This window comes from Colwellia sp. 12G3 (genome assembly GCF_002836775.1).
Taxonomy (GTDB): Bacteria; Pseudomonadota; Gammaproteobacteria; order Enterobacterales; family Alteromonadaceae; genus Colwellia.
Map to the genome: position 1 here is coordinate 181,743 of NZ_PJAQ01000068.1, position 20,744 is coordinate 202,486.

19 protein-coding genes are annotated in these 20,744 nt (G+C 36.4%); 2 read left to right on the plus strand and 17 right to left on the minus strand.

From position 1 onward, the window contains the following. Positions 1-702 precede the first annotated feature (702 nt). Positions 703-888: a helix-turn-helix transcriptional regulator gene (locus tag CXF71_RS18380; RefSeq protein WP_101234390.1), complete on the plus strand. Its 186-nt coding sequence runs from the start codon at positions 703-705 to the stop codon at positions 886-888. A 213-nt stretch (positions 889-1,101) separates the two neighbouring features. Further along, complete coding sequence (locus CXF71_RS18385; protein WP_101234391.1) at positions 1,102-1,359, plus strand: hypothetical protein; 258 nt, start codon at positions 1,102-1,104, stop codon at positions 1,357-1,359. Positions 1,360-1,672: 313 nt separating this feature from the next. Here the strand turns inward: CXF71_RS18385 and csm6 are convergent, their stop codons facing one another. The 17 genes from csm6 to CXF71_RS18470 all read right to left on the minus strand — a co-directional run bounded on the left by csm6 (position 1,673) and on the right by CXF71_RS18470 (position 20,707). After that, positions 1,673-2,806, minus strand: a complete 1,134-nt coding sequence (gene csm6 / locus CXF71_RS18390) for a CRISPR-associated ring nuclease Csm6 (RefSeq protein ID WP_101234392.1) — start codon at positions 2,804-2,806, stop codon at positions 1,673-1,675. A gap of 102 nt (positions 2,807-2,908) precedes the next feature. Further along, positions 2,909-4,504: a DUF4145 domain-containing protein gene (locus CXF71_RS18395; RefSeq protein WP_101234393.1), complete on the minus strand. Its 1,596-nt coding sequence runs from the start codon at positions 4,502-4,504 to the stop codon at positions 2,909-2,911. A gap of 94 nt (positions 4,505-4,598) precedes the next feature. Next, complete coding sequence (locus CXF71_RS18400; RefSeq protein ID WP_101234394.1) at positions 4,599-6,350, minus strand: hypothetical protein; 1,752 nt, start codon at positions 6,348-6,350, stop codon at positions 4,599-4,601. After that, positions 6,350-8,707, minus strand: coding sequence for an AAA family ATPase (locus tag CXF71_RS18405; protein WP_101234395.1), 2,358 nt, complete (start codon positions 8,705-8,707; stop codon positions 6,350-6,352). Before CXF71_RS18405 ends, CXF71_RS18400 begins: the two co-directional genes overlap by 1 nt. Then, positions 8,700-10,172: a hypothetical protein gene (locus CXF71_RS18410; protein ID WP_101234396.1), complete on the minus strand. Its 1,473-nt coding sequence runs from the start codon at positions 10,170-10,172 to the stop codon at positions 8,700-8,702. The genes CXF71_RS18405 and CXF71_RS18410 overlap by 8 nt, the downstream gene beginning before the upstream one ends. Continuing rightward, complete coding sequence (locus tag CXF71_RS18415; protein WP_101234397.1) at positions 10,156-13,470, minus strand: DEAD/DEAH box helicase; 3,315 nt, start codon at positions 13,468-13,470, stop codon at positions 10,156-10,158. Before CXF71_RS18415 ends, CXF71_RS18410 begins: the two co-directional genes overlap by 17 nt. A 5-nt stretch (positions 13,471-13,475) precedes the next feature. Next, a complete protein-coding gene (locus tag CXF71_RS18420; protein WP_101234398.1) occupies positions 13,476-14,876 on the minus strand; it encodes a protein kinase domain-containing protein in 1,401 nt (466 codons plus the stop codon). Next, entirely contained in the window at positions 14,863-15,558 is a 696-nt protein-coding gene (locus CXF71_RS18425) for a PP2C family serine/threonine-protein phosphatase (RefSeq protein ID WP_101234399.1), read from the minus strand. The genes CXF71_RS18420 and CXF71_RS18425 overlap by 14 nt, the downstream gene beginning before the upstream one ends. Positions 15,559-15,561: 3 nt before the next feature. Further along, a complete protein-coding gene (locus CXF71_RS18430; RefSeq protein WP_101234400.1) occupies positions 15,562-16,248 on the minus strand; it encodes a vWA domain-containing protein in 687 nt (228 codons plus the stop codon). 485 nt (positions 16,249-16,733) lie between these two features. Beyond that, positions 16,734-17,360 (minus strand): OmpA family protein, encoded by a 627-nt coding sequence (locus CXF71_RS18435; protein ID WP_101234401.1) that lies wholly within the window; start codon positions 17,358-17,360, stop codon positions 16,734-16,736. Next, positions 17,357-18,094, minus strand: coding sequence for a hypothetical protein (locus tag CXF71_RS18440; RefSeq protein ID WP_101234402.1), 738 nt, complete (start codon positions 18,092-18,094; stop codon positions 17,357-17,359). Before CXF71_RS18440 ends, CXF71_RS18435 begins: the two co-directional genes overlap by 4 nt. Positions 18,095-18,106: 12 nt before the next feature. Continuing rightward, positions 18,107-18,496 (minus strand): hypothetical protein, encoded by a 390-nt coding sequence (locus CXF71_RS18445; RefSeq protein WP_198559914.1) that lies wholly within the window; start codon positions 18,494-18,496, stop codon positions 18,107-18,109. Position 18,497: 1 nt separating this feature from the next. Beyond that, a complete protein-coding gene (locus CXF71_RS18450; protein ID WP_101234403.1) occupies positions 18,498-19,094 on the minus strand; it encodes a hypothetical protein in 597 nt (198 codons plus the stop codon). Next, positions 19,094-19,456 carry a hypothetical protein gene (locus tag CXF71_RS18455; RefSeq protein WP_101234404.1) on the minus strand — a complete coding sequence of 121 codons (363 nt, stop codon included), beginning with the start codon at positions 19,454-19,456 and terminating at the stop codon, positions 19,094-19,096. Before CXF71_RS18455 ends, CXF71_RS18450 begins: the two co-directional genes overlap by 1 nt. A gap of 1 nt (position 19,457) precedes the next feature. After that, entirely contained in the window at positions 19,458-19,703 is a 246-nt protein-coding gene (locus tag CXF71_RS18460) for a hypothetical protein (protein WP_101234405.1), read from the minus strand. Positions 19,704-19,754: 51 nt separating this feature from the next. Next, complete coding sequence (ssb, locus tag CXF71_RS18465) at positions 19,755-20,285, minus strand: single-stranded DNA-binding protein (protein WP_101234406.1); 531 nt, start codon at positions 20,283-20,285, stop codon at positions 19,755-19,757. Positions 20,286-20,302: 17 nt separating this feature from the next. Beyond that, positions 20,303-20,707, minus strand: a complete 405-nt coding sequence (locus tag CXF71_RS18470; RefSeq protein ID WP_101234407.1) for a hypothetical protein — start codon at positions 20,705-20,707, stop codon at positions 20,303-20,305. Positions 20,708-20,744 lie beyond the last annotated feature (37 nt).

Sequence of the window (20,744 nt, forward strand, 5' to 3'; positions counted from 1 at the left end):
ATAACTACTATCCCTATTATAATGCTATAAATTGTCAAACCCCATCAACAGTAATAATTCAATCTTTTCACACGGTTTTTAGCTTATAAACTTTAAGCAATAATTGTATTTAAACGCTTTGCAGCAAGCGCAGTAATTACTGTAGAATTAGATCTAGCCAGCTTGCTTACTCTAAATAACATTTATTTGTTTTTTAAGCGGTTAAAGCACCATAATGCCAGATACATAAAAACTAAATTAGAACCTCCTAATAGCCGATTTGTTTTGATAAAATTTAAAACAGCAAGTCCAATATATACGTTAGCCCGAAAGAAGAATAAGAGACCATCAAATAGTATGAATAAACCTTTAAAAGAAAGTGATTTCTCCTCGCACACCCCAATGATGCGTCAGTGTTGACACCTTATAAATAGAGACAAACAGAAGACCACAGCAAAAAACCTATACCAAAACCTACACTTAACAAACCAATCGAATATTTCTTCATTTTATTCTCTAAAACAATCATTTTTTCACTATTCCTCAACCCAACAACAGCACCCTTTCATCACCATAAAATCCGGGAAACACATCATTAAACGCATAACCTCGTATAAACAACAACTTACAAAGAAATAACCAATTAATGTAAAATAAACGAAATAAAAATATATTTTGGGATAATATAGTTTTTGAAATATGCAGTAGTAGACAGGAGGTCACATGTATTTCGAAGAAGAATTTATCACGCAAGATCAATTAGCAAGAAAGCTAAAGGTCAGTAAAGTAACCATCTGGAGGATGATCAATGATGGTCGTTTACCCAAAATGATCACTATTGGAGCACGTTCAAAACGCTGGGTTAGTGCTGATATAAACGGTTGGTTGCAATCACTTAAACATAATTAGAAAGGAACTCTATTATGACAAACAAAAGTTCATGCGAATCGCATGGACTTTTAATCAATATCCCCTTTATCAATATAGTGTTATATTAACGCATTTAAACACTTTTAATTCAATAACTTAAACTTTGATTTACCGATCGTTTTTGACTATGATTTTAATATAACATAAATAGTCGATTATTTGGCGATATTTGTAAATAATAGGGAGTTAATAATGGAGCTAGAGCGTGATGAATCTAATTGTCAAAACTTAACGCGGTGTTGTGGGGAGTTCTTTGACGAAAATGAGAAGTCATACTTATTTTCTACATTACTTGCTTGGGCTGGCTCAGATATTGAAGCTACTGCATGGTTTGAATCTGAAGCCATTTCAGCATTTGGCGGTAAAACTGCATTTCAAATTTGCAAAAAAGGTCAAGCAGATGCCGTGATTAAATACATTCGACACATAGAGCTAGGAGGTTTTGCATAGTGTATTCCAATGTATCAGGGTTTCATATTGAGTAGAAAAACCGTTCTGTTAAACAACTGTCTGAATTACAAAAAACAGTGGATAATGTAACCATTTTACTCAAAGCTGACACAGAATTTGAGCGCCCATAATTTAGAGAAATAATCCTACTTAATTTGTAGACGCACAGCCCCCTCAAGAATGCTCACTAAAACGACACAATCAACATAAATACAACAACTTACATCTAAACCCCTGTTCTACTTATTTAAAAATAGTAGCAGCACCAGTCATTTGAGATCAATAGCTTACATCTTAATTAGCAACCAAGTATTCACTTCAAATTAATTTCAATATCTTCAATAACAGCAGCAACATAGTACTTTTGGTTATGACCATCTTTGTCTGAAGCTATCTCTATTTTTTTTACTAACCCTGAAGGTAGTGCTTTTCTAAGTTTTGTATTGATAGCGGATCGATTTTGTTGGACAAAGGCTCTTTCCATTGCACTTAAACCTTGTAGATCACCATCACGAAAATCTTCTGGCTCAATATTAAATGCTTTAAAAACTCTAATATCGGTGCCTACTTTGCTGCATTCATTTAGAAATCCAAAGGAAGCGTCGGTGTTATCTTCGAATTTTCGATCAACAATAAGTCCATTATTATTGCTTTTTGTTAATTTAAGGAGCCATATGTAAAATGAAAACTCTTTCGCGGTAAGCTTAATATCAACTCCTGAAACGGAAATTGTTTTGGCCTTCTGATATAGATCTAAAACTAGTGACTTACTATGAGTTGAATTCATGGTGGCAACAGTTTGACTAAAGGATGCTTCCCCCATAGACGTTATCAATTGTGGATCTACTGATTGACGCATTCTTACAAAAGGAATTTCGGCTAAAGTTATTTTGGCTTGGCTTGTATCTAACTCACCTTTACCAAATTTACCTGTGATCCAATTAGTTGTTTTGGTCGGATAATAAAAATCTTTTACAAATTCAAATTCATCGTTCACAAATACATGACTTAATGTGTCTTGCGGGCGACCTAACAATGACATGGCATAACCTAAATAAAATGCCATAGTTTTACGACCACCAGCAATAGATGCATGTATTGCTACCTCTTCTTGGTTGGTTAATTCAAAGACTTTATGAGTAATAAAATCAGCCATATAGGTTTGATCGTCAATTGTTTTGGCATCATCGATTGGATTACCATCTTCATCTTCAATAAGCCAAATATGTGATTCATCGAATCTTAAGTCTGGTAAGCCATGTTCTTGTTGTAATGCAGCTAAATGTCCATTATCAAATAAGCCTTCCATCAACATTGCTTTGGTGCTTGTTGTGGTAATAACAAACATTTCGTCTGGAAAAGTTTTACCTTCAGTGTGAAGTGCGTATAAGGTTTCGGTTACAACTTGTGGGCTAGCGCCAGTTATTGCGAGTAAGATGTTTTTCATCAAGCATCCGTTTGATAATTTTGTATAACATCTTACTGTATTTAATAAATAATTGTATCTATAAACTTGTAATACCTTGATCTAATTCATTGTTTAAGCTATTTATTTTCGTTTTGCTTTACGGGCAGACTTTTTAGCCTTTTTTAGCTTTTTACGATCAACATGTCCATGATTACGATTGACAGAGACTATACTATTATCACGTAATAAAGCACGCCCCTTGGGTGACTTGATAAACTGTAAAGCTTCAATACAGCCCTCTTTCGCTGACTCTCTGAGTAAATTTTTAATGCCATGTGGCGATTTTGCTTTTCCATTTTCACGCAACTTCCTCCAGATCAACATTGCTAAATCAAATTTAATTTTAGCTTTACCTATTACAGTTTGATTGATCCGCAATGCATTTGTTGACATCACTAATGCTATTTCAATGTACTCATGCTGATCTTTTAGCAAATTAAATAATATCTCTTCGTAATATATAAATTGCGGAATATCTTTATAGCTTTCAACCATCTTCTTTAAGCCAAGCTCCGCATTAGCCTTTTTCCCCCAACACCCAAAATATATGCAGTAGCCTTCAAAATATGAAATCCCAGGAGAACAACGTGACTGTGCACTAATAAATGCACTTCGGGCTTTCTTCTTTAAAAGCTCATTATCTACATCTAATTGCCACTGCAATAACTTGTATTCAAAATCTAAAGTGAATGACCTTATTTCTGATGATTCCACACCTATATTTAACCAATGTAAGTATTTTTTAGTTTCTTTCTGATAGTGCTTCTCTTGCAAAAATCTAATTGATTTGTGGTGATTTTTAAGTCCTGCTTGCTCAATTAAATTACAACCCCTGTTATATTGGTTATGATTAATTAAATAAACACCAAACTGATATGTTGCCTCACCCTGCTCATCATTTATCAATGCCTGTTTGAAACACAGCTCAATAGTTTGACCTTTAGGTAACGGAAGGTGATTGTCTTTATACACAAGAGCAAACAACAACCATGTATCAGGATGTCCCTGTTGATGGGCCTTATCTAGCCAGTAACATAAATCATGCTTTAGCATTTCCATTTGTTGTTTTCTTTTTTTATTATTAAGCTCTTTTTGTTGGGATAAACTAATAATTGAGGCGAGAGTACGCTCTGCTAATGAGTATGTTGCTTCATTATTTCCATTCAGTGCTGCATAGACATGATCAGCCATTTCTTTTGGTATAGGCTCTTGCCAGCTTTCTTGAGGCTGAGTTTGCTTATTTAACTTAAATGCCAAATATTGCGCAAGTTCAAATAAGTTTACCATTAAGTGTTTAAGTTTTACTCGACTTAAACTACTGCTACAGCTCCATTGCCCCGTTATGCTCTGTGCAATATGAGCACTCTTATTCCCTTCTATACGAATATGATGTAAAGACTCTACAATGTATGGAGGGACCTTATTACTTGCTGAAATTTGTTTTATTTTATCTAATAAATCACCCGTTACAGGTGGACGTAGCCCTAGCTTTTCTCCTACTTCGTGACACCATAACTCAATGAATAATCGGGCTTTTAATAAACAGCACCCATGATCATTAGAATAGAATTGGTCTACCTCCTGACTTAATCTATATAACTCAAGATGGCTATATTGCAAAAATTTGTAGTTATCTATTTGTTCTGTGGGTGTTGGTAAGTATGATAATTGATTCATATATGATCCTATTTAATTGTTATTAACTAGGATCACATCATATTGATATTAGAATATTTTTGACGATAACAAGCTTGTGAAGTATAAATTTTCGCTAAGGTATTGAAAATGCGAACCGGCCATCTTTATCTCCCCCATTATTTAATTTAAAGAAGGTATCTTTGTTTTGGTCATGCACCCATACTGAGTTGCATGATCTATCATGGCACTGGCCTTTAAAATATCCACTCGGTTTAGTTACAAATGAGTGTTTATCACCTTCTTTTCCACAATAAGGACAATGGCGAACAAATGTTGCAATCGCATTTTTCAATTTGATTTTTTCCACAAGTTCTTGATTAGCCTGTTTGATAATAATATCGGTCTGTTCTTGGGTTAATGGAGTGTAGATTGACTTATTTTCAGATAATGCATGCTCAATAGGAGTTGGTAATTTATCTTGTAACGGCTCAATAAATATACCTAATAACCATCTCCATACACTTTTCACGATAAGTCTTGAAAGTGCTTCTTTAGCGTGGAGGTTTAAAGGTGATAACTCAACGATTGTACCGAAGGTTTTCAGCACTCTTAGTTGGGGAGAGATAATGAAAGTCTCATCATCATAAGCCTGTGGCAAATCGTTTTCTTGTAATGGTTCTGCATTAATTATAATCCGCGCAATATCTTGCTGGTTGTGTCGAAATTCGAAACATCCTTGCTGTGGTCTATCTACCTTTATGCTCAAGTTGGAATTAATATCAATACTTGTCATGTCGGTATTTGTTTCCCACCCTATATCTGCAAAGATTTGTTTAATAACCGTAGTGACATAATGTGTGTAGTCTAGCTGCCTTTGCTGCTTCATTGCTAACATCTGCTGCGGGTTAAGACGATTTTTGGCGGATACTTTCGACCAGCATCGCCAAATTTCAGCTAACCGTCGGTAATTGTCATCATGAGCTAATATATTGGTGGCTTTAAGCGCTATTCCTACCTGTAAATTTTTCGGTATTGACCGATAAAGCTCTCCATTTTTCATCTGAATTAATTTAGCGCTATATTGCTGAACAATATCCATTTGATCATGACTTTTCTGTTCTAATTCGCTCACATTAGCAGTTTCATATGCTCGCCCCCAGTCTTTTGATATTTGAATAATGTAGTGATGAATATTACTTTGTGCATCAAGCTTCCCAAATTCGGCTATCACATCCAATATTTGTTGGATACGTGCTTGTGCGCCAGACAAGTATCGCAGTAAGTTATCAATTAACCGGGCATATACTTTATTTTCATAAATAATGACCTCATCTTCACTGACTTGTCCTTTGAGTTTTTTAGGAATAATCCCCGTGAAAGTGCGTTGCTGCCAACATTCAGAATGAGCAACTAGATGCGCTTGATAGTTTGAGGCATAACGCTTCACACGGCTTGTTTCCATGAGCTCAACATCATAACGCATGCTCATTCTAGGACATTGGTTTATCGTTTGAAATATACCATTACTAAACCCTGACATAATTGCTTTATCTAAATCAGTTGGCGCAATAAACTCAGAGACCTCTGGTGGTAATAAGTGACTAAAGTTAACAATCGAATTATCTTCGTATTTTTCAGTAATATTCGCAATCGCATCAAAAGTTATATTTAATGCTTCGTCATTGTTTATTTTATCTTTCTCGGTTTGATTCCGTTCATCTTGATTGAAGAACATGTCAATATCGCCCTGATGATAAGCTCCACTGCCATCATCAAATAGAATGACTTCCTGTTTGCCATCCATCAGAGTATAAAGCCCCGATGCTATAGTTATGCCTTTGTCACATTGCATTAACTCGCCACTTAGGCGTGAAAATAGCTGCATTAAAAAACACCTTCTGCTTTAATCTCGGTTTCCGTCATTAATATGTGTGAAGATTCATCACAATCATTATCCAGCAGGGTTTCTAAAGCTATGAGTAACTTGTCTAGTTTTGTTTGAGATATATCAAAACGATCCAACACTTTGCCTTTACGAAGTACACGAGTGATTAGAAGATGTTCAAGTGCTTTAATCGCTTCACCACCACAATCAATATAAACAGCAATAAACCGTAGAGCTTGAGTTTCAAATCGATTACCCCAGCCTATGCCAAAATCATTTTCTAATACCTTAGTAAATTCCGACTCTTTGAGTTTCGTTAGTAACTTGTTCACTTCATTTTTATTCTGTGATACTGCTTTGTCAAAGAGATCTCTGACAGATTGAATATCAATGGTCCCTTTAACTACTTTATTGTGTTTCCAGCCTTCGGGTTTATGCTGACGTTTAAGTTCCATCATAAATGAACGATCATGGGTTTTGTCTGCAAATTCAAACGTTGTTTCGTCATGATTAGCTGTACCCATAAACCAGGTATTACTTGCCAATGGTATTTTACGATCTTCAACAAAGTATTTCGGGGGACTAGCAACACTTGAGTCCATCAATACTATATTTCGTTCACCATCGCGCATTTCTATGGCGGATAGAAACTCAGCAAAGTATTGCTCAGGGCGAGAAAGATTCATCTCATCAAGTAAAATAATATTAAACCGATTTTTGTAACTCGGGGTATGCGCTTGATATAGTCCTTGTAAGCATTCTTTTTCATAATAGCGCTTTTCAAAGGCATTAAAATGACCTAATAAATCATCTCTGTCGCGCCAGCCAGCTTGTACAGGAACAGTTGTTACATGACCACCAACAGCTTTAGCAAAGGCCTTTACCAAGCTAGTTTTACCTGTACCTGATATCCCTTCAAAGACATGCAATTGACTCATGGCAAGGCCCGCCACAAATTTACGAAGATCATTGATATCATAATAAAGCGTGACATCTTTTTCAGCGGTAGCAATTCTATGCTGTAGCTCTTCGGTAAATTCACTTAATGAAGAGATAGCTGTTGTAGCTACAGGCTCTGCAAACTTTCTATCCATTTTGGTGAGTTCACTAAAGGCTTGCTGTGACTGTTGTTTGTCTATGAGGTCATCTAAGGTAGCTTTAAGGCTATCGATGGATACTTTGAGTGTTTTATTATGCAATTCTAATGTATCGTTTTGTGCTTTAAGTTCGAGTTTTTCACGAATACTTAGCTGGTTTTTTCGAGCCTTAGCTTGAGCTTCACCTAATTCTTGACGCATTATTTCTAACTCTCCAGTTTTTTCTTCAGCGATATCTTTGTAGTGCTCAAGATCATCTTCAAGATCAGTCTCAGAGCGTCCTTTAAGTTTTGAACGGGCTTCTTTTAATTCTTGCTCAACATTGTCAAGATACTCTAATACATCATTAGGATCCGAAAATTCACGCATCTTAGCTGCGCGTTCTAATTCATAAAATCCGGCTATCTTTTGTTGCAGCTGTTTAAATTTATCGAGATCTCGTTGACGGTGTGTTTCAAGTAATTCAATTTTTTGTTCTAGCTGTTGCTCTTTAAATTTAAACTCATGGGCTAACTCTTGTTGTAAAGCCTGTGCTGTTAATTTTTGTTGATTTAACTGTTCATTAAATTGAAATTTCGCTGTATTTAATTCTATTTGATCTTCTTTTAATTGTTGCTGTAATTGCTCAAAGGAATGCCTTTGTGCATTTAAATTTTCAATTTCATTAGACAGCTTAGATTGTAATTGATCTTGAAAACCTGCTGCTTGTTGGCGCTGATGTGAAATTAAATCAACGTCACTTTTAAGCTTCTGCTGTTCTAGCGCACTTATATTTTGCTGCAGTTCGTTAAAGCTCTGCTTCATTGAGGCAACTGATGCTTGGCGTTCACTCACAAATCCAGCTTGTGCGTTGGCTTCACGTTCTATTAACTGCGCTTCAATGTCGGCACACTCTCTTTCGCGCTTTAGCAACAATTCTGAATTTTTTTCTATGACTTGCCGTGTTTGCGTTAACGCCTTATCTTCTTCCATTATGCGTTGTTTACGAGCATCAAATATCGTAACGTCTTTTTGAAGGTCTTGCTGTTTACTGGTTAACTCAGCTTGACTCTTCTCATTGTCGGTAATCGATTTGTTAAGGCTCGTTATTAATTCTGATAATTGGGTATCTTGTTCTGCATTAAGCTTGTTTTCAAGCTCGGGATCTAAGTCTATGTCCGCCTTATTAAATAAGCCCTTTAACAAACCCGATGGTTTGACAGAATGATTTGATACTGCTGGAGCACCCGTTGATTTTTTATTCTTTTTTCCTTTAGCCATTTTTTTCAATTCCAATAAATAATTTGTTTAAAAAAGTGTCGATCAAACCTACAGCGTTATTAACTGTTGTTATTGAGACATTGGGGGGGGATTTGTGCGCACAATCGTCACGTAAAAAAGTTAACGCGTAGAAGCGCTTAAAATATGTTTGATCATCAAGCAGAAACTTTAATGGATGCTGACGATGATTACCCATTGATATAAAAATGGCGACAAGCTGTGCCCTAAGCGAACTATTTTTCCCTTTCGCTGCACTAAATATTTTTGAGGGTTGAACCTTAGTAGACTGGTTTAACATATCTACTGACATGCCTGTCGCTTCTGCTATCAAATGTTTAATGATCTCAGTACCATTTTTAGTTTGTGGTTTGGGTAATTCGTAAGGGTTTTCTAACACATAGTCTTTCAAAACCTGCGTACAAACGACTTCGAGAACCTGTCCACAGCTAACAATTAATTTTGTTTTAGTGCTGTTATGAGGCGATTTTTCATGAGAAATCCTTTCATGTGCTTCAAACATTTCAAAAAGAGCATCAGTTAACCCAGGTGTTTTTTTTGCGTTAGGGTATTTAACTAACACTGTAAAGTTAGCTTTTTCTGAAAAATTTAAACAAGCTTCTTCATAATCCATTTTCGCATTACCTACATCAAGTGCTGCAAGTGCAAATTGGCCTAACGCTTTATTAGACTTACATCCTTGTTGAAATAATTCTTTCATCCATGTTGCTTTAGTTGAAATACCAAAGGGATCATATAACGTCCATTCAAAACTCGTTTGAGTATCACCCCAAACAGTTAAGTAAGCGGGTGTTGCACCTTGCGGTGCGAGCGTTAGTCTGTCAACTTTAGACTGTTCCGGCTGCCATTCATCGTTATCACGGGTGTTTTTGGCAATATAAATAGCCTCTTGAAAATCAGTCGAAATTGACCTCAAGTCCTCTTCGTTTGGTGGCATTGATTCAATACTTCTTGAAGCAATAACAAAAGGCACTGACACATAATCACTCGATCGCTTAAATTTAAATTTAAGCCTGTCCGAGTTATTAATTGAATATATTTCTTCAAGATTAAAACACACTCTTGGTAACCATTGATGGGTAATTGCACACTGGAATACATAGGCAGTAGTTAAACTAGCATTTACCTCATCATCGAGTATTTTAGTACCGCTTTCTGTCACTTGCCCTTTTTCAGTTAACCAGCCATTAGGTATAAGCTGCGCGGTGATAATATAGCTTACCATGTCAGTTTCTAGCCCTAACCAGTTAGCTATATCTTCATTTTTTAAATTACGTTTATCTGAAACATTAAATAGTTGTAAAATTGTTTTTTCAAATATGTTTAGCTCTCTTCCTTTTGGACTATTGGTATACACCTGCCACATATGCACTGGCCATAACATCGACTTGGCATCATAGTCTGGCTGCTTTGTTTGTAAAAAATAAGTATTAGCGAACACAGCCATGCTCTCCTTGACATAATTGATAAAATGCATTGAAACCTGGCAATACTTGCTGCTTCGTTCCATCTTCAAATTCGGTTGTTTCCGCTAACTCAGGATTGGTGAGTGATTTGTCACCAACAACTATTAATAACCGTTTTTGCCTACTCATGGCGACATTGATACGATTTATAATTCTTAAAAAACCAAGCTGCTTATTAATATCGTCACTATTAAATGAAGTACCTGATCGCCAAGATCTCACTGTGGACAGTAAAACAACATCAAATTCTTTCCCCTGAAACGCATCGACTGAACCAACACGAAAACGTTCATCACCATTAGATAGCTGGTCATAACCTGTAGCAGGCTCATACTCGTCAAAGGTCTTTTTCATTATTCCTTTATCGACCATAAGGTCTTGTATCCGATCACGCTGTGCGGAATAAAAGGTAATAATCCCAACTGACAAATCAGGACGTTTGTTTAGAATATTAGCCGCTTCTTGGGCGACAATAACAGCTTCACATTGACGATATTTGGAACCATTTAATTCGTTCATTTTCCCTGACTTTTTATCAACATCTAACCAAGCAGCTAATTTCCCTTCATAATTAGGCACATCCAACGGAAAGTCCTTATCTTTTAAACCAGACTTAACAGCCGGTAAACCTGCCGATTCATAAAATTCTTTACTGTGGAATGCACCAAGCACCGGGTGCATTCGAAACTGAGTATCTAGCATCACAACTCGCTTTGGCCCACCCTCGTTCTCAAATTTTGTTAAATCATGATATAGCCGCTCAAATAAACTTTGCTTGAGTAATTCATGACCAGTGATTTCTATTTCATTTTTGTCATGCAGCTCTTTCTCAACTTGGGGTTCAAGCATATGTGGTAATTGCTTATGGTCGCCCACCAGCACTATGCGCGTTCTTGCCATAGCCATAGGTATCATTAGATCAAGTGGATTAGCACGAGCAGCCTCGTCAAGGATCACGGAATCAAACTTGATATTTTCACTTTGTTCAACTGATTTAAGTGAAACCATTTTGTCACCAGCCGCTTGCTGACAAGTTGCACCGAGTACCGTAACGTATTCTGCAATTGATCGTTCGACTACGGAGGGTTGATTGCGTAGTGTCTCTATATATTGCTGTCGAAAATATAGTTTCCCTAACGTAGGGTTGTTAGTGAGTGTCAGCTCCAGGTCTTCTTGTAACAGTTCTAAATTATCAATCTCTTTTTCTGTCACATGACGTGCACCTGGTATCACATAAGGTGATTTTAAACCTTCTAGTAAACCTTGTTTAACTGATTCGTATTGTGAGGAACTAGCGTCATCATTTATTAGCGCTTTTATTTTTTTGGCGTACTCTTGGGTTTCCTCTAATGTCTCTAAGGTTTGTAACAAGCTCTTCGCTCGTAACAAGCCATCATCATTAAATGCGATATCGGTTGTTCTTACCCCTCTAACTTTACGATATAGTAATGTTATTTGTTCTTTAGATAGATTAAGACAAGGCAAGCTTGAAAACCTTTCAGTTAAAGCATCAATACCATCTAGAATTGATGCTTTGATATTAAAGCCATAATCAATTTGCCACTCATTAAGTTTTTTTCTTAACGATAATAACAAGAATTTATGGTCGCTCGGAGTAGTGGCAAGACGAATTGATAATACAAGCTCATTGATTGACTCAAATAATTTATATTCTGAAAACTTTTGTAACTCATAGCTAATATTCGGATTTAAGCTTTCAATACGCTGCTGGGTCCACTGTGATATTCCCGAACCCGAGTTTCTATTTCTTTCTCTTCCTCCTACTTTTAATGCGGGTAATCCAAACACTCCCGATCTGTCTACAACGTTAGTTACGGCATCATGCTGATAGCTACTGAGTAACACTTGATGTTGAATCGGCGAACCAAATTTATCTCCTTCTTCAGCTATACGTTGTTGTAATGCAGAGATAACTTGTGTTTTCCCAGTTCCGGGTGGTCCGATAATTAAAGCTATATCCGGTGTATTTAACGCTATTTTTAGTGCTTTCTCTTGTTGCCTAGTAGGGTCACTCTTAAAGCGCGCTTTAGCTTTTTTTGATAATGCCTTAATACGTTTAGGTCTTTGCTGTGGAGGCTGTAGCCCTTCAAAAATATGTTTAATTTGGGGCAATGGATTATTGCCTTGGCGGAGAGAATTGAACGCTGACATTTTACGTTCTTGTGCGGTTTTAATACCATTAAGAGATATATAGATTACCCCCTTACTCGGTGGCCTTTCTTTGAGAGTTCCTTCTAACACGCCATTAGTAAATTTCAATTCTTTTAACCAATTAGGCTTTCCACCTTGTTTCGCTGATAAATTTAACGATTGAGCAACATCAGTTAAATAGTCTGGTGCGTCTTCAGCTACCTGCAACTCTAAGTTATCAATGTTGAATCGTTCACCTATGTTCTCTAATTCAGCTTTATATTTATCGAGAAAATTATTAATTGGAGCTTCGCCTAAAACAAATCGATATCGAATTTTTTCATCCGTGATAGATTCACAATCACAATAAGATAAAAATCCAGCAGACTTGGCTATACGAGACGCTTGTTGCCAATGAGTTTCTGAATACTTAAGCCATAATTGAAAATAGCTACCATGTTCTTTGGTGTGCTGCTCAAGCATCAATTGCTGCGTTGGTTCATCCACTGCGCTACTTGAGTTAAATTCGACTAACTGATGTTCACCACAAAACATGGTTAATTTTTCGGGGGTCCTATTTAATGGTATTACGGTGTTGATATACCACGATTTATCATTCTTAATAATGTTAGCTGCATATTTTTCACCAATAATTTTAAAACTATCTCCTAGCGCCGTTGCATGAAACTCGCATAACATGGCATTTTGTTGTTGATAATTAAAATAGAACGTCTGCTCAAACCACTGTTGTGTTGCCGAAAAGGTAAGTTCGACTCCAGATACTTTTGCTATGGCGCTAATTGAAGATTGGTCAAGATTGATTGTCACTTTTTCAGGGCATAGGTTACGTAAGTACATAAACTTTATGGCAACTGCCGTAGTTTTTTTATAACAAACTACGGCGAGAACAACTTGGGGATCATTTCTATTCACTGCTTTAGCTAAGGGCAAATGTGAAAATGTTACTTCCTCAAAACAGTCACCTTGCTTAAGGTAGAACAATCCATGATCTTCAAATATCTCGACGCTCTCACCGACAAGCCAATTAAATGAAGTTTCTGATGAATTTTCTAATATTAATTCTACAACATCCGACTCTAGTAACTTTGATTCTAATAATCTCATCATTTACCTCACACAAAACGCCAGCGATAACTTTGTATCAATAGAAGATGTTCATCATCTTCTATTGCACTAGGTTGCCATGCTGAAAAATAATAAGGGTTCTTTGTCGTACTGTTACTTAAAGCAATTCTTTTTTCTCGGGTGAATTTTAAATCAGAGTCACCTTTATGAATCAGAACTGTCGCATGATTAATGGGTTGTAAATGAAGCTTATCCTCTTTCCAGTTAATGTTGAGCAAAGAACCTGTTTGGTTCCATAGTTCAGTTCCATAAGGGGCTGAACTAAAACTCAGAGTCCCATCTTTGTTAAGTATGCGACGATTGTTTAATGAGTAGAATTGAGTGTTGTCACCTTCTTCCACAATAACCTGCTCAAAAACAATAAAGCTACCAGGTTCAGCTTCTTGATCGCAAAATGAACATGTTTGTACCTTGTTACTTTCTTGATAGAAAAATTGATGACGGCAATGCTGGCAATCGAGTGTTTGATCTACGGCTTGCTGGAGCACTTTTCGCCACTGACTTAACGATGGTCGCAATAATGGATTTGGTTTACCTTCTTCAAAACAACGCTTAAAAAGTTCAGCCATCTGAGAGTTGGCAACCAAACTTAACGGAATACCACCAACAGATTCATTAGAGTCATCATAGGAATCGTATACCCAAGGTAATTGTCCTTCAAAAGCTTGTTGCTCAACAATTTCAGGCTCACCATCTTCAACATGCAAACCTTTATAAGGATGTTGATGCGTCAATAACTCAAATGCGATAACGGAAAATGACCATGCATCGGTAAGACTATTAACGTTTTTCTCATTACGGACAACTTCAGGTGCACCATAACCTGGTGTAAAAAGGTGAGTAGAACCTTCACGTTCATTAAAGCAAATATTGTCACAATCAATAAACCAAACTTGTGAGTCTTCAACACGTTGTGAAACAAAAATGTTAGCCGGTGATAAGTCACCGTATGCGTAACCACGAGAATGTAGTTCAGATAGTGTTGTCGCTATTTCTAATAATAACTTGGTTCGTCTAGCGAGCCCCCCTGTAAGTAGGTATTGCTCAGTGCTTTCATTGTCTTGAAGATCATTAAAGCTTTGTTCTAATACTTCTTGTAATGAAATGAGCCCATCCATTAACTCCATGACATAACCCTGTTTCGGTCGAGTAATGGCAATTTTTGGCAGTGCCATATTTAAATCACTAATGTTTTGCTGTCCAATCCATTGTATTTGTCTTATAGCTTTATCAATTTTAGCTTTGTCTTTTGTGTTAATAATTTTAACTAAAGTGCCTGGGCGATCTGTACTGCATACCATTCCCTGCCCACCTTCACCAACTTTACCTGTCAGTACATATTCATTTCCCTGACTGTCATAAACTATTTTCTTTCTACTTTTTGTCATTTAAAATTACCATAGTTAAACTTTTATCATCTGTATGAAAAGGGGTTGGCCAGTTAATTAGCATATTTTTTAGATGCTTCTTAACTCGCCTTGATGATTTATTCAAAGAATAGCTTTCAAGTGCTTCTGTAAATGCGCAATGGTCAGTAATATCTTCACTAATACCATCACTCATCAATAGCAACGTATTGTTTTTCTTTGATAAGACGCCACTTCCTACAACCCAATCACTGTAATCTTTTGAGAGACCTAACCCTGTTGTGATATTAGAAAAATCATCTGATGACTCTGGTGAATAGACTTGCTGTTTTGAGCTAATCACCCCATCACCTAACTGAAAAGTTCTGAAGTTTCCTTTATTGTTTCCCCAGGCAATTAACACAGTAGTAACGGCATCATTTGCCTTTATTGCACGCTTTTTCAATGTATTAAGCCAAAGCTGATAAAACTCAGTTATCACAGTTTTAGGAGAAGCATTAAAGTCAGATTTTTTAAGTACTGTTTTAATCAATTGAACTGCAAGCACGGATCCGATATCCGCATTAACTCGTGATCCCATGCCATCACAAACTACGATTGCCCAATGTTGACCGGTAATAAAATGGCCAATCGCATCTTGGTTCGGTAAATTATCACTAATATGTCCGGGACCAATGACAGAAGTCTTAATAAGCTTCAGCATTACTTAGAAGTCTAACTCGAAATCATCTTCAACAAGTTCGCCTTCTGCTGCTTCAGCAAAATCGAGTTTCATTGGCTCATTTGGTGCCTGGCTTTTTGAATGATTAGATACACTCATAGTCACTGCACGGAAAAAACGATGTATATCACTAGCATTTTTTGCATAAAAGAGAGGAGCTTCGATGTCATTATTGAAATCACCTAACACACTATCATCTGCATCTGCACCAATAGATAAAGCTAAGCGGGTTGCTTTTTTTGCACTATCACTATTTATAAGTTCATTGAATGCTGAGCTATAATTATCGGTTGGATGACCATCAGACAATAAAATAATCACAGGTCGATATGCTCTTGATGGGAGGATCTCTTTATTTTCAATTAAATCTTTAGCTAGCAAACACGCCTTGCCAAGTGGAGTGCCTCCAGTCGCTTGTAGCTCTTCAAATTGTTCAATTTGGTAGGCGGGGGTTAAATCTAAATGAACTTCAGCCTGGCCACCAAAGGTAATAACAGCAACATTAATCTCAGCTCTACTTCTACCTTCTTGAGCGAAGCTGTTAATCATTTCTTTTAAAGATTGATTAAGAGAGTTTATTTTTCCATCGATAGACATGCTTCCGCTAGTATCAGCTAAAATAATTACAGGAAGAGCACGAGGTTTATTTGCTACAAATTTTTTTAGGGTCATAGTTATTCCGTTCTTTTTATGGTTTGGATTAACTACATGATGGACGGTTATTCTCACTATAATGACTTCACAAGCTTGAGAAGTGACTCATTAAAATGTAGAGAGAAGGGTAAATTTAATTCAATCTAGTGCTGAGTTAAATTCTTTAACATCCATATTAGTTAATACATCCTATTTACTTTTTTACTATCTCCTATAAAAGCGATAATTACCATTATTTCTAATAAACTTTCCTTATGTTTTACAAAAAGATAACAATTTCACTCTTACTATCATTGAACTTCCCATCCCTTACTAGAAAGCAAATAAGTGATATAATAATTTCAACTAAGTGTGTTCATGAGCAAAATCAATTGAACATACCTAACTAATATCTAATCACTAACTCTCCCGCTTACTCTTTTCGTTAAAGCATTAAACTCACCACTTCTGATATTAGCTACCCCATACAGTAATCGACATGACCATTTATTTAGCTTAGCCCACTAACTCTCTTTGGTAAGCACTCTAAACTCAACTCTACGCGACCTTTCACTATCTTCAACACCATTTGTACGATATAACAATTGCGAGAAGGCCATGCCATTGGCTCGCAAATATTTTTTCAACCACACCTTATTTCTAAGAATGACTTTATCGTCAAGCAAGAAGGTATATGCCAAAACATTACTCGCACGGTTTTGTGATAACCGCATATTTTTTAAATAAATTTCATCCTCAGATAATACTTGCCCCCAGCCGTAGGATGTATGCCCTTCTACACGAATTTCATCAATTTCTTTTTTAAATTGATGTTGCGTTAACAAATAAATATACCGAGGAAAGAATTCTTTTATTGCCTGCATAAAAACAACAGGAACTTCACTACTTCCTAAAGAAAATGGAGAGCTAAATCTTAAAATATTATCGGGAGTAATTTCAGCTTGCCAGCGAGCTAAGTCTTGATCAAACTCTTGATGCAGTGCTTTGTTTAGCTGTGCAGAGTATATTGCTTTATCCTCTTGAAGCTGATACATAAAAAAGATAGCGATAAACAAAAAAACCATCATTAATGCTGACATCATATCGGCAATAGGAAGCCAGTGACTGTTTTCGTCAATATCATGGTTCATCGGCCGTTTGCTTCCCTTAATAAAAGCTGTATATTTTCTTCAACAATCTGGGTAGATTGCTTCAGATTGTTAGTAATAACTATTGAACTTTTAGAAAGGTTATTAGTGATATCTGCTGAGCTTCTAGCTAAATTACCAATAACATTTGAAATGTTTTTTTCTTGCTGTCCCTGCATTTTTGTTACTGTAGTTAAGCTGTTTAATACCTGAGTTACGCTCTCTTCGTTTAACTGTATTTGCTCTTTATAATTGCTCTGCCAAATAACTAACGCCTTTACCGCACTATTTAACTCTTTAAAGTTTTGACCAAATTGTTCTGTTAAGTTTTGGTTAAATTGCTTAACTACCTGCTCTAACGAGGAAATAATGTCTCGATTAGCCGACCTAGCAATATTATTTAAAGATGACTCGAGTACTTCAATCATTTTTTCTTGATTAGCACTAATATCAGCTAACGTCGTTTTATTTTGCTGAACGGGACGTATTATCGAAATTAAAATGGAGAGAGAAATACCAATACCTGATGTAACAAATGCGGTTTTTAGCCCATTAATTAATGCGGGCATACTGTCTTTAATATTTAAGGCGTCAAAGCTATACAATCCCATAGCAATACCTACAAAGGTTCCTAATATACCTAAGCTTACAATCTCATTTTTATAATACCGAGCACTATTCTTCTTAATACTAAGAATAAACATTACGCCCATAAGCAACACAATAATCCACAACATAATTGGCTCCCTTTATTCTTTTGCTATTACAATAATTTTAATATTAAATTTATCAGCAACCTTTTTAAGACGTTTTAAATAACGCTGATCTTGGGTACTGGTAGATGCAATTAATGCTACCCCTGGTTTTTTACCTGTAACCTGTGCGTAATATAGCGCTTGGCCGATACCTTCAGCCCATTTTTTTGCCCAATCTACTTCTATCGCATATTCACTGGTTAAACAGTCAACACGGGTTTTATCGAATAAGACATGCTCAATTTTTCCCTTTAATTGCTTACACATTTTTGTTTGATAATATCGCTCATTTTTCTTTACGTTATTAGCATTACTCGCGTCTGAACAAGAGACTATCGACGCTAAAGACACTAGCATTACTGTTAAATAATTGTGCTTCATCATGTTACTTCTTAAATGGATGTTGGGGGGCATAAATACAGTTAAAGGTTTGAATAAGCTTTCTATTCCTTTGAATACTCTGTTGGTATCTGTAACGATACTTGTAAGCTAAATCGTCACTTTTATTTGCCATTAATAACTGTGAAAATGCCAACAACATATTGTGCAAGTCGTTATACCGAGTAAACGCGACGTCTTTTCTAAGGCTTTCAATATTGATTTTTTTAGCTATAGGTCTAAACTTTTCAATCAACAGCTCTTTTTCTGATAATAATCGACGCTCTTGTTCACTAAGACCCTCCATTGTTCTTTCTGAACCAAAGGCCTTTTTATTGACCCCTCTAGAGAGTAGCCACCCCACAATAAACAAAAGTATTCCACCGATAAGTCCAACTGCAGCAAGCCCGATAAGTGCCAAAATAGCCGAGCCGATACTAACAAAAACTGACGCTATCGTTATGCTTACTAGTTTTTCCACAACTAGATCGCTTTTGTCCTTTTGCAGGATGGTGTTTTCTACGTTGTTAAGCTGGTCAGTTAAATCATTAATCCATTGCCTATAATCGCTAAGGGCCTTTTCATAACGGATAAAATAAGTCATTAGCGGTGTTCCCTGTATTTATTTTTAATACGATCACCTTTTGACAATAAATGCTTCTTTACCAATAACTCTTGCTTATGTACCGACATGTCTTCTTTTTCAACAAACAAATAAATACTTTCAACGGGTTTAACACTTATTATATATATAACCCGACAAATCCCGACAATCAGCAACAGTAATATTGCCCACTTTATTAGTACCCAAGCAAGGCGTGAAGATGACGCTACCAAGGTTAATATATCGTCAAAAATATGCGGAACGATATAAAACAACAAGATCAACATAGCCAGTGTAATAAACTGTTTAACATTACTTTTTATAAAGTTAATAGCAAAAACCAACTTGAAAAAGTTAAACATATTAACCGAGTAACCCAAGTAAAAATAATGCGCCCGCACCTGCAGCAGCTCCGGTAGACAAGTTTTTCTGTTTTGCAATTTCTTCTACCAATAACGCTTCAAACTCATCTTCCGATAAATCATTTATATCGATGCCATCGGCTTTTAAATCACCTAGCACCGTGTTGTAGGCATTTTCTTTAATTAGCTCATCTACTTTTTCCAGAGCACCCTTTTTAAAATTTTCAAAAACCTGTTGGTAATTCATGCGTATTTCCTTGTATTAATTACTATAAATAGCTTGTTAATAGTCATGCATTTAAAAAGGGATGTCATCAAAGTCATCAAATGTGGATAATGGTGGTGCAATGCTAGCTGCGTTGTTACTTTGCAATGATGCAGGCTCATGTGTCATGTTACCGCCCTGAACAGAGCCTGTATTTTGGGAGCTAGGTGACATATTAGTATGGGTATTTACAGATGACGGTTGACCAACAAAATCTCCTGCTCGTTTACTATCTAACATTTGCATTTCATTGGCATTAACCTCAGTGGTATAACGATCGTACCCGCTGGCATCTTGCCACTTACGCGTTTGCAAACGCCCTTCAACATAAACTTTTGACCCTTTCGTTAGGTATTTCCCTACAATGTCGGCTAAATACCCAAACATAACAACACGATGCCACTCGGTTTTTTCACGTAATTGCCCGGTATTTTTATCTTTCCACGATTCGGACGTTGCAATAGACAAGTTTGCCATAGCGTTACCGTTAGCAAGCTTTTTAAGCTCTGGTGCTTGCCCTAAATTACCAATCAAAATAACTTTATTAATGCCTTTACTAGCCATAATACTTCTCCTAAAAATTAAATATAAATTCCATCACATAAATAAATTCTGCCATTGGCATCTTCACAACCAGCCAGTGCACTTCGTAAACTTGACGAGCTGTCGCTCGAATAATGCGCCTGTTTTCTTGGTACAACCTTTCTAGAGGGTTTAGATACCGTACCTAACTCTATAACTTGCCCTCTTTGCCATATAGCATCGCCACAAGCTTTAAAACCAATGACTTTATAGGCTACTGATGATTTATTTTTACTCTTCGACACTTGATCCCAGTACTCACCATCTAGCCATACAACTTCATGCATTTTAGGGCTTGGGCAAGCTTTAACCATGCGCTGCTGCCACTTAGATAATTTGCCTTTTAAACCTAATGGCTTTGGTGACCATTGATTTTTGTTTTTTTCTTCGAAAATATATGACATATAACCACCAACTAAAGACTAAAAAGGTCTGTGCGTT

Coding starts and splice junctions, on each gene's coding strand:
- CXF71_RS18380 (WP_101234390.1), top strand. CDS start 703: ATGTATTTCGAAGAAGAATTTATCACGCAAGATCAATTAGCAAGAAAG.
- CXF71_RS18395 (WP_101234393.1), bottom strand. CDS start 4,504: ATGAATCAATTATCATACTTACCAACACCCACAGAACAAATAGATAAC.
- CXF71_RS18440 (WP_101234402.1), bottom strand. CDS start 18,094: ATGTTGTGGATTATTGTGTTGCTTATGGGCGTAATGTTTATTCTTAGT.
- CXF71_RS18415 (WP_101234397.1), bottom strand. CDS start 13,470: ATGATGAGATTATTAGAATCAAAGTTACTAGAGTCGGATGTTGTAGAA.
- CXF71_RS18430 (WP_101234400.1), bottom strand. CDS start 16,248: ATGACCCTAAAAAAATTTGTAGCAAATAAACCTCGTGCTCTTCCTGTA.
- CXF71_RS18385 (WP_101234391.1), top strand. CDS start 1,102: ATGGAGCTAGAGCGTGATGAATCTAATTGTCAAAACTTAACGCGGTGT.
- CXF71_RS18455 (WP_101234404.1), bottom strand. CDS start 19,456: ATGTTTAACTTTTTCAAGTTGGTTTTTGCTATTAACTTTATAAAAAGT.
- CXF71_RS18410 (WP_101234396.1), bottom strand. CDS start 10,172: ATGGCTGTGTTCGCTAATACTTATTTTTTACAAACAAAGCAGCCAGAC.
- CXF71_RS18400 (WP_101234394.1), bottom strand. CDS start 6,350: ATGCAGCTATTTTCACGCCTAAGTGGCGAGTTAATGCAATGTGACAAA.
- CXF71_RS18405 (WP_101234395.1), bottom strand. CDS start 8,707: ATGGCTAAAGGAAAAAAGAATAAAAAATCAACGGGTGCTCCAGCAGTA.
- CXF71_RS18460 (WP_101234405.1), bottom strand. CDS start 19,703: ATGAATTACCAACAGGTTTTTGAAAATTTTAAAAAGGGTGCTCTGGAA.
- CXF71_RS18435 (WP_101234401.1), bottom strand. CDS start 17,360: ATGAACCATGATATTGACGAAAACAGTCACTGGCTTCCTATTGCCGAT.
- csm6 (WP_101234392.1), bottom strand. CDS start 2,806: ATGAAAAACATCTTACTCGCAATAACTGGCGCTAGCCCACAAGTTGTA.
- ssb (WP_101234406.1), bottom strand. CDS start 20,285: ATGGCTAGTAAAGGCATTAATAAAGTTATTTTGATTGGTAATTTAGGG.
- CXF71_RS18420 (WP_101234398.1), bottom strand. CDS start 14,876: ATGACAAAAAGTAGAAAGAAAATAGTTTATGACAGTCAGGGAAATGAA.
- CXF71_RS18470 (WP_101234407.1), bottom strand. CDS start 20,707: ATGTCATATATTTTCGAAGAAAAAAACAAAAATCAATGGTCACCAAAG.
- CXF71_RS18425 (WP_101234399.1), bottom strand. CDS start 15,558: ATGCTGAAGCTTATTAAGACTTCTGTCATTGGTCCCGGACATATTAGT.
- CXF71_RS18445 (WP_198559914.1), bottom strand. CDS start 18,496: ATGATGAAGCACAATTATTTAACAGTAATGCTAGTGTCTTTAGCGTCG.
- CXF71_RS18450 (WP_101234403.1), bottom strand. CDS start 19,094: ATGACTTATTTTATCCGTTATGAAAAGGCCCTTAGCGATTATAGGCAA.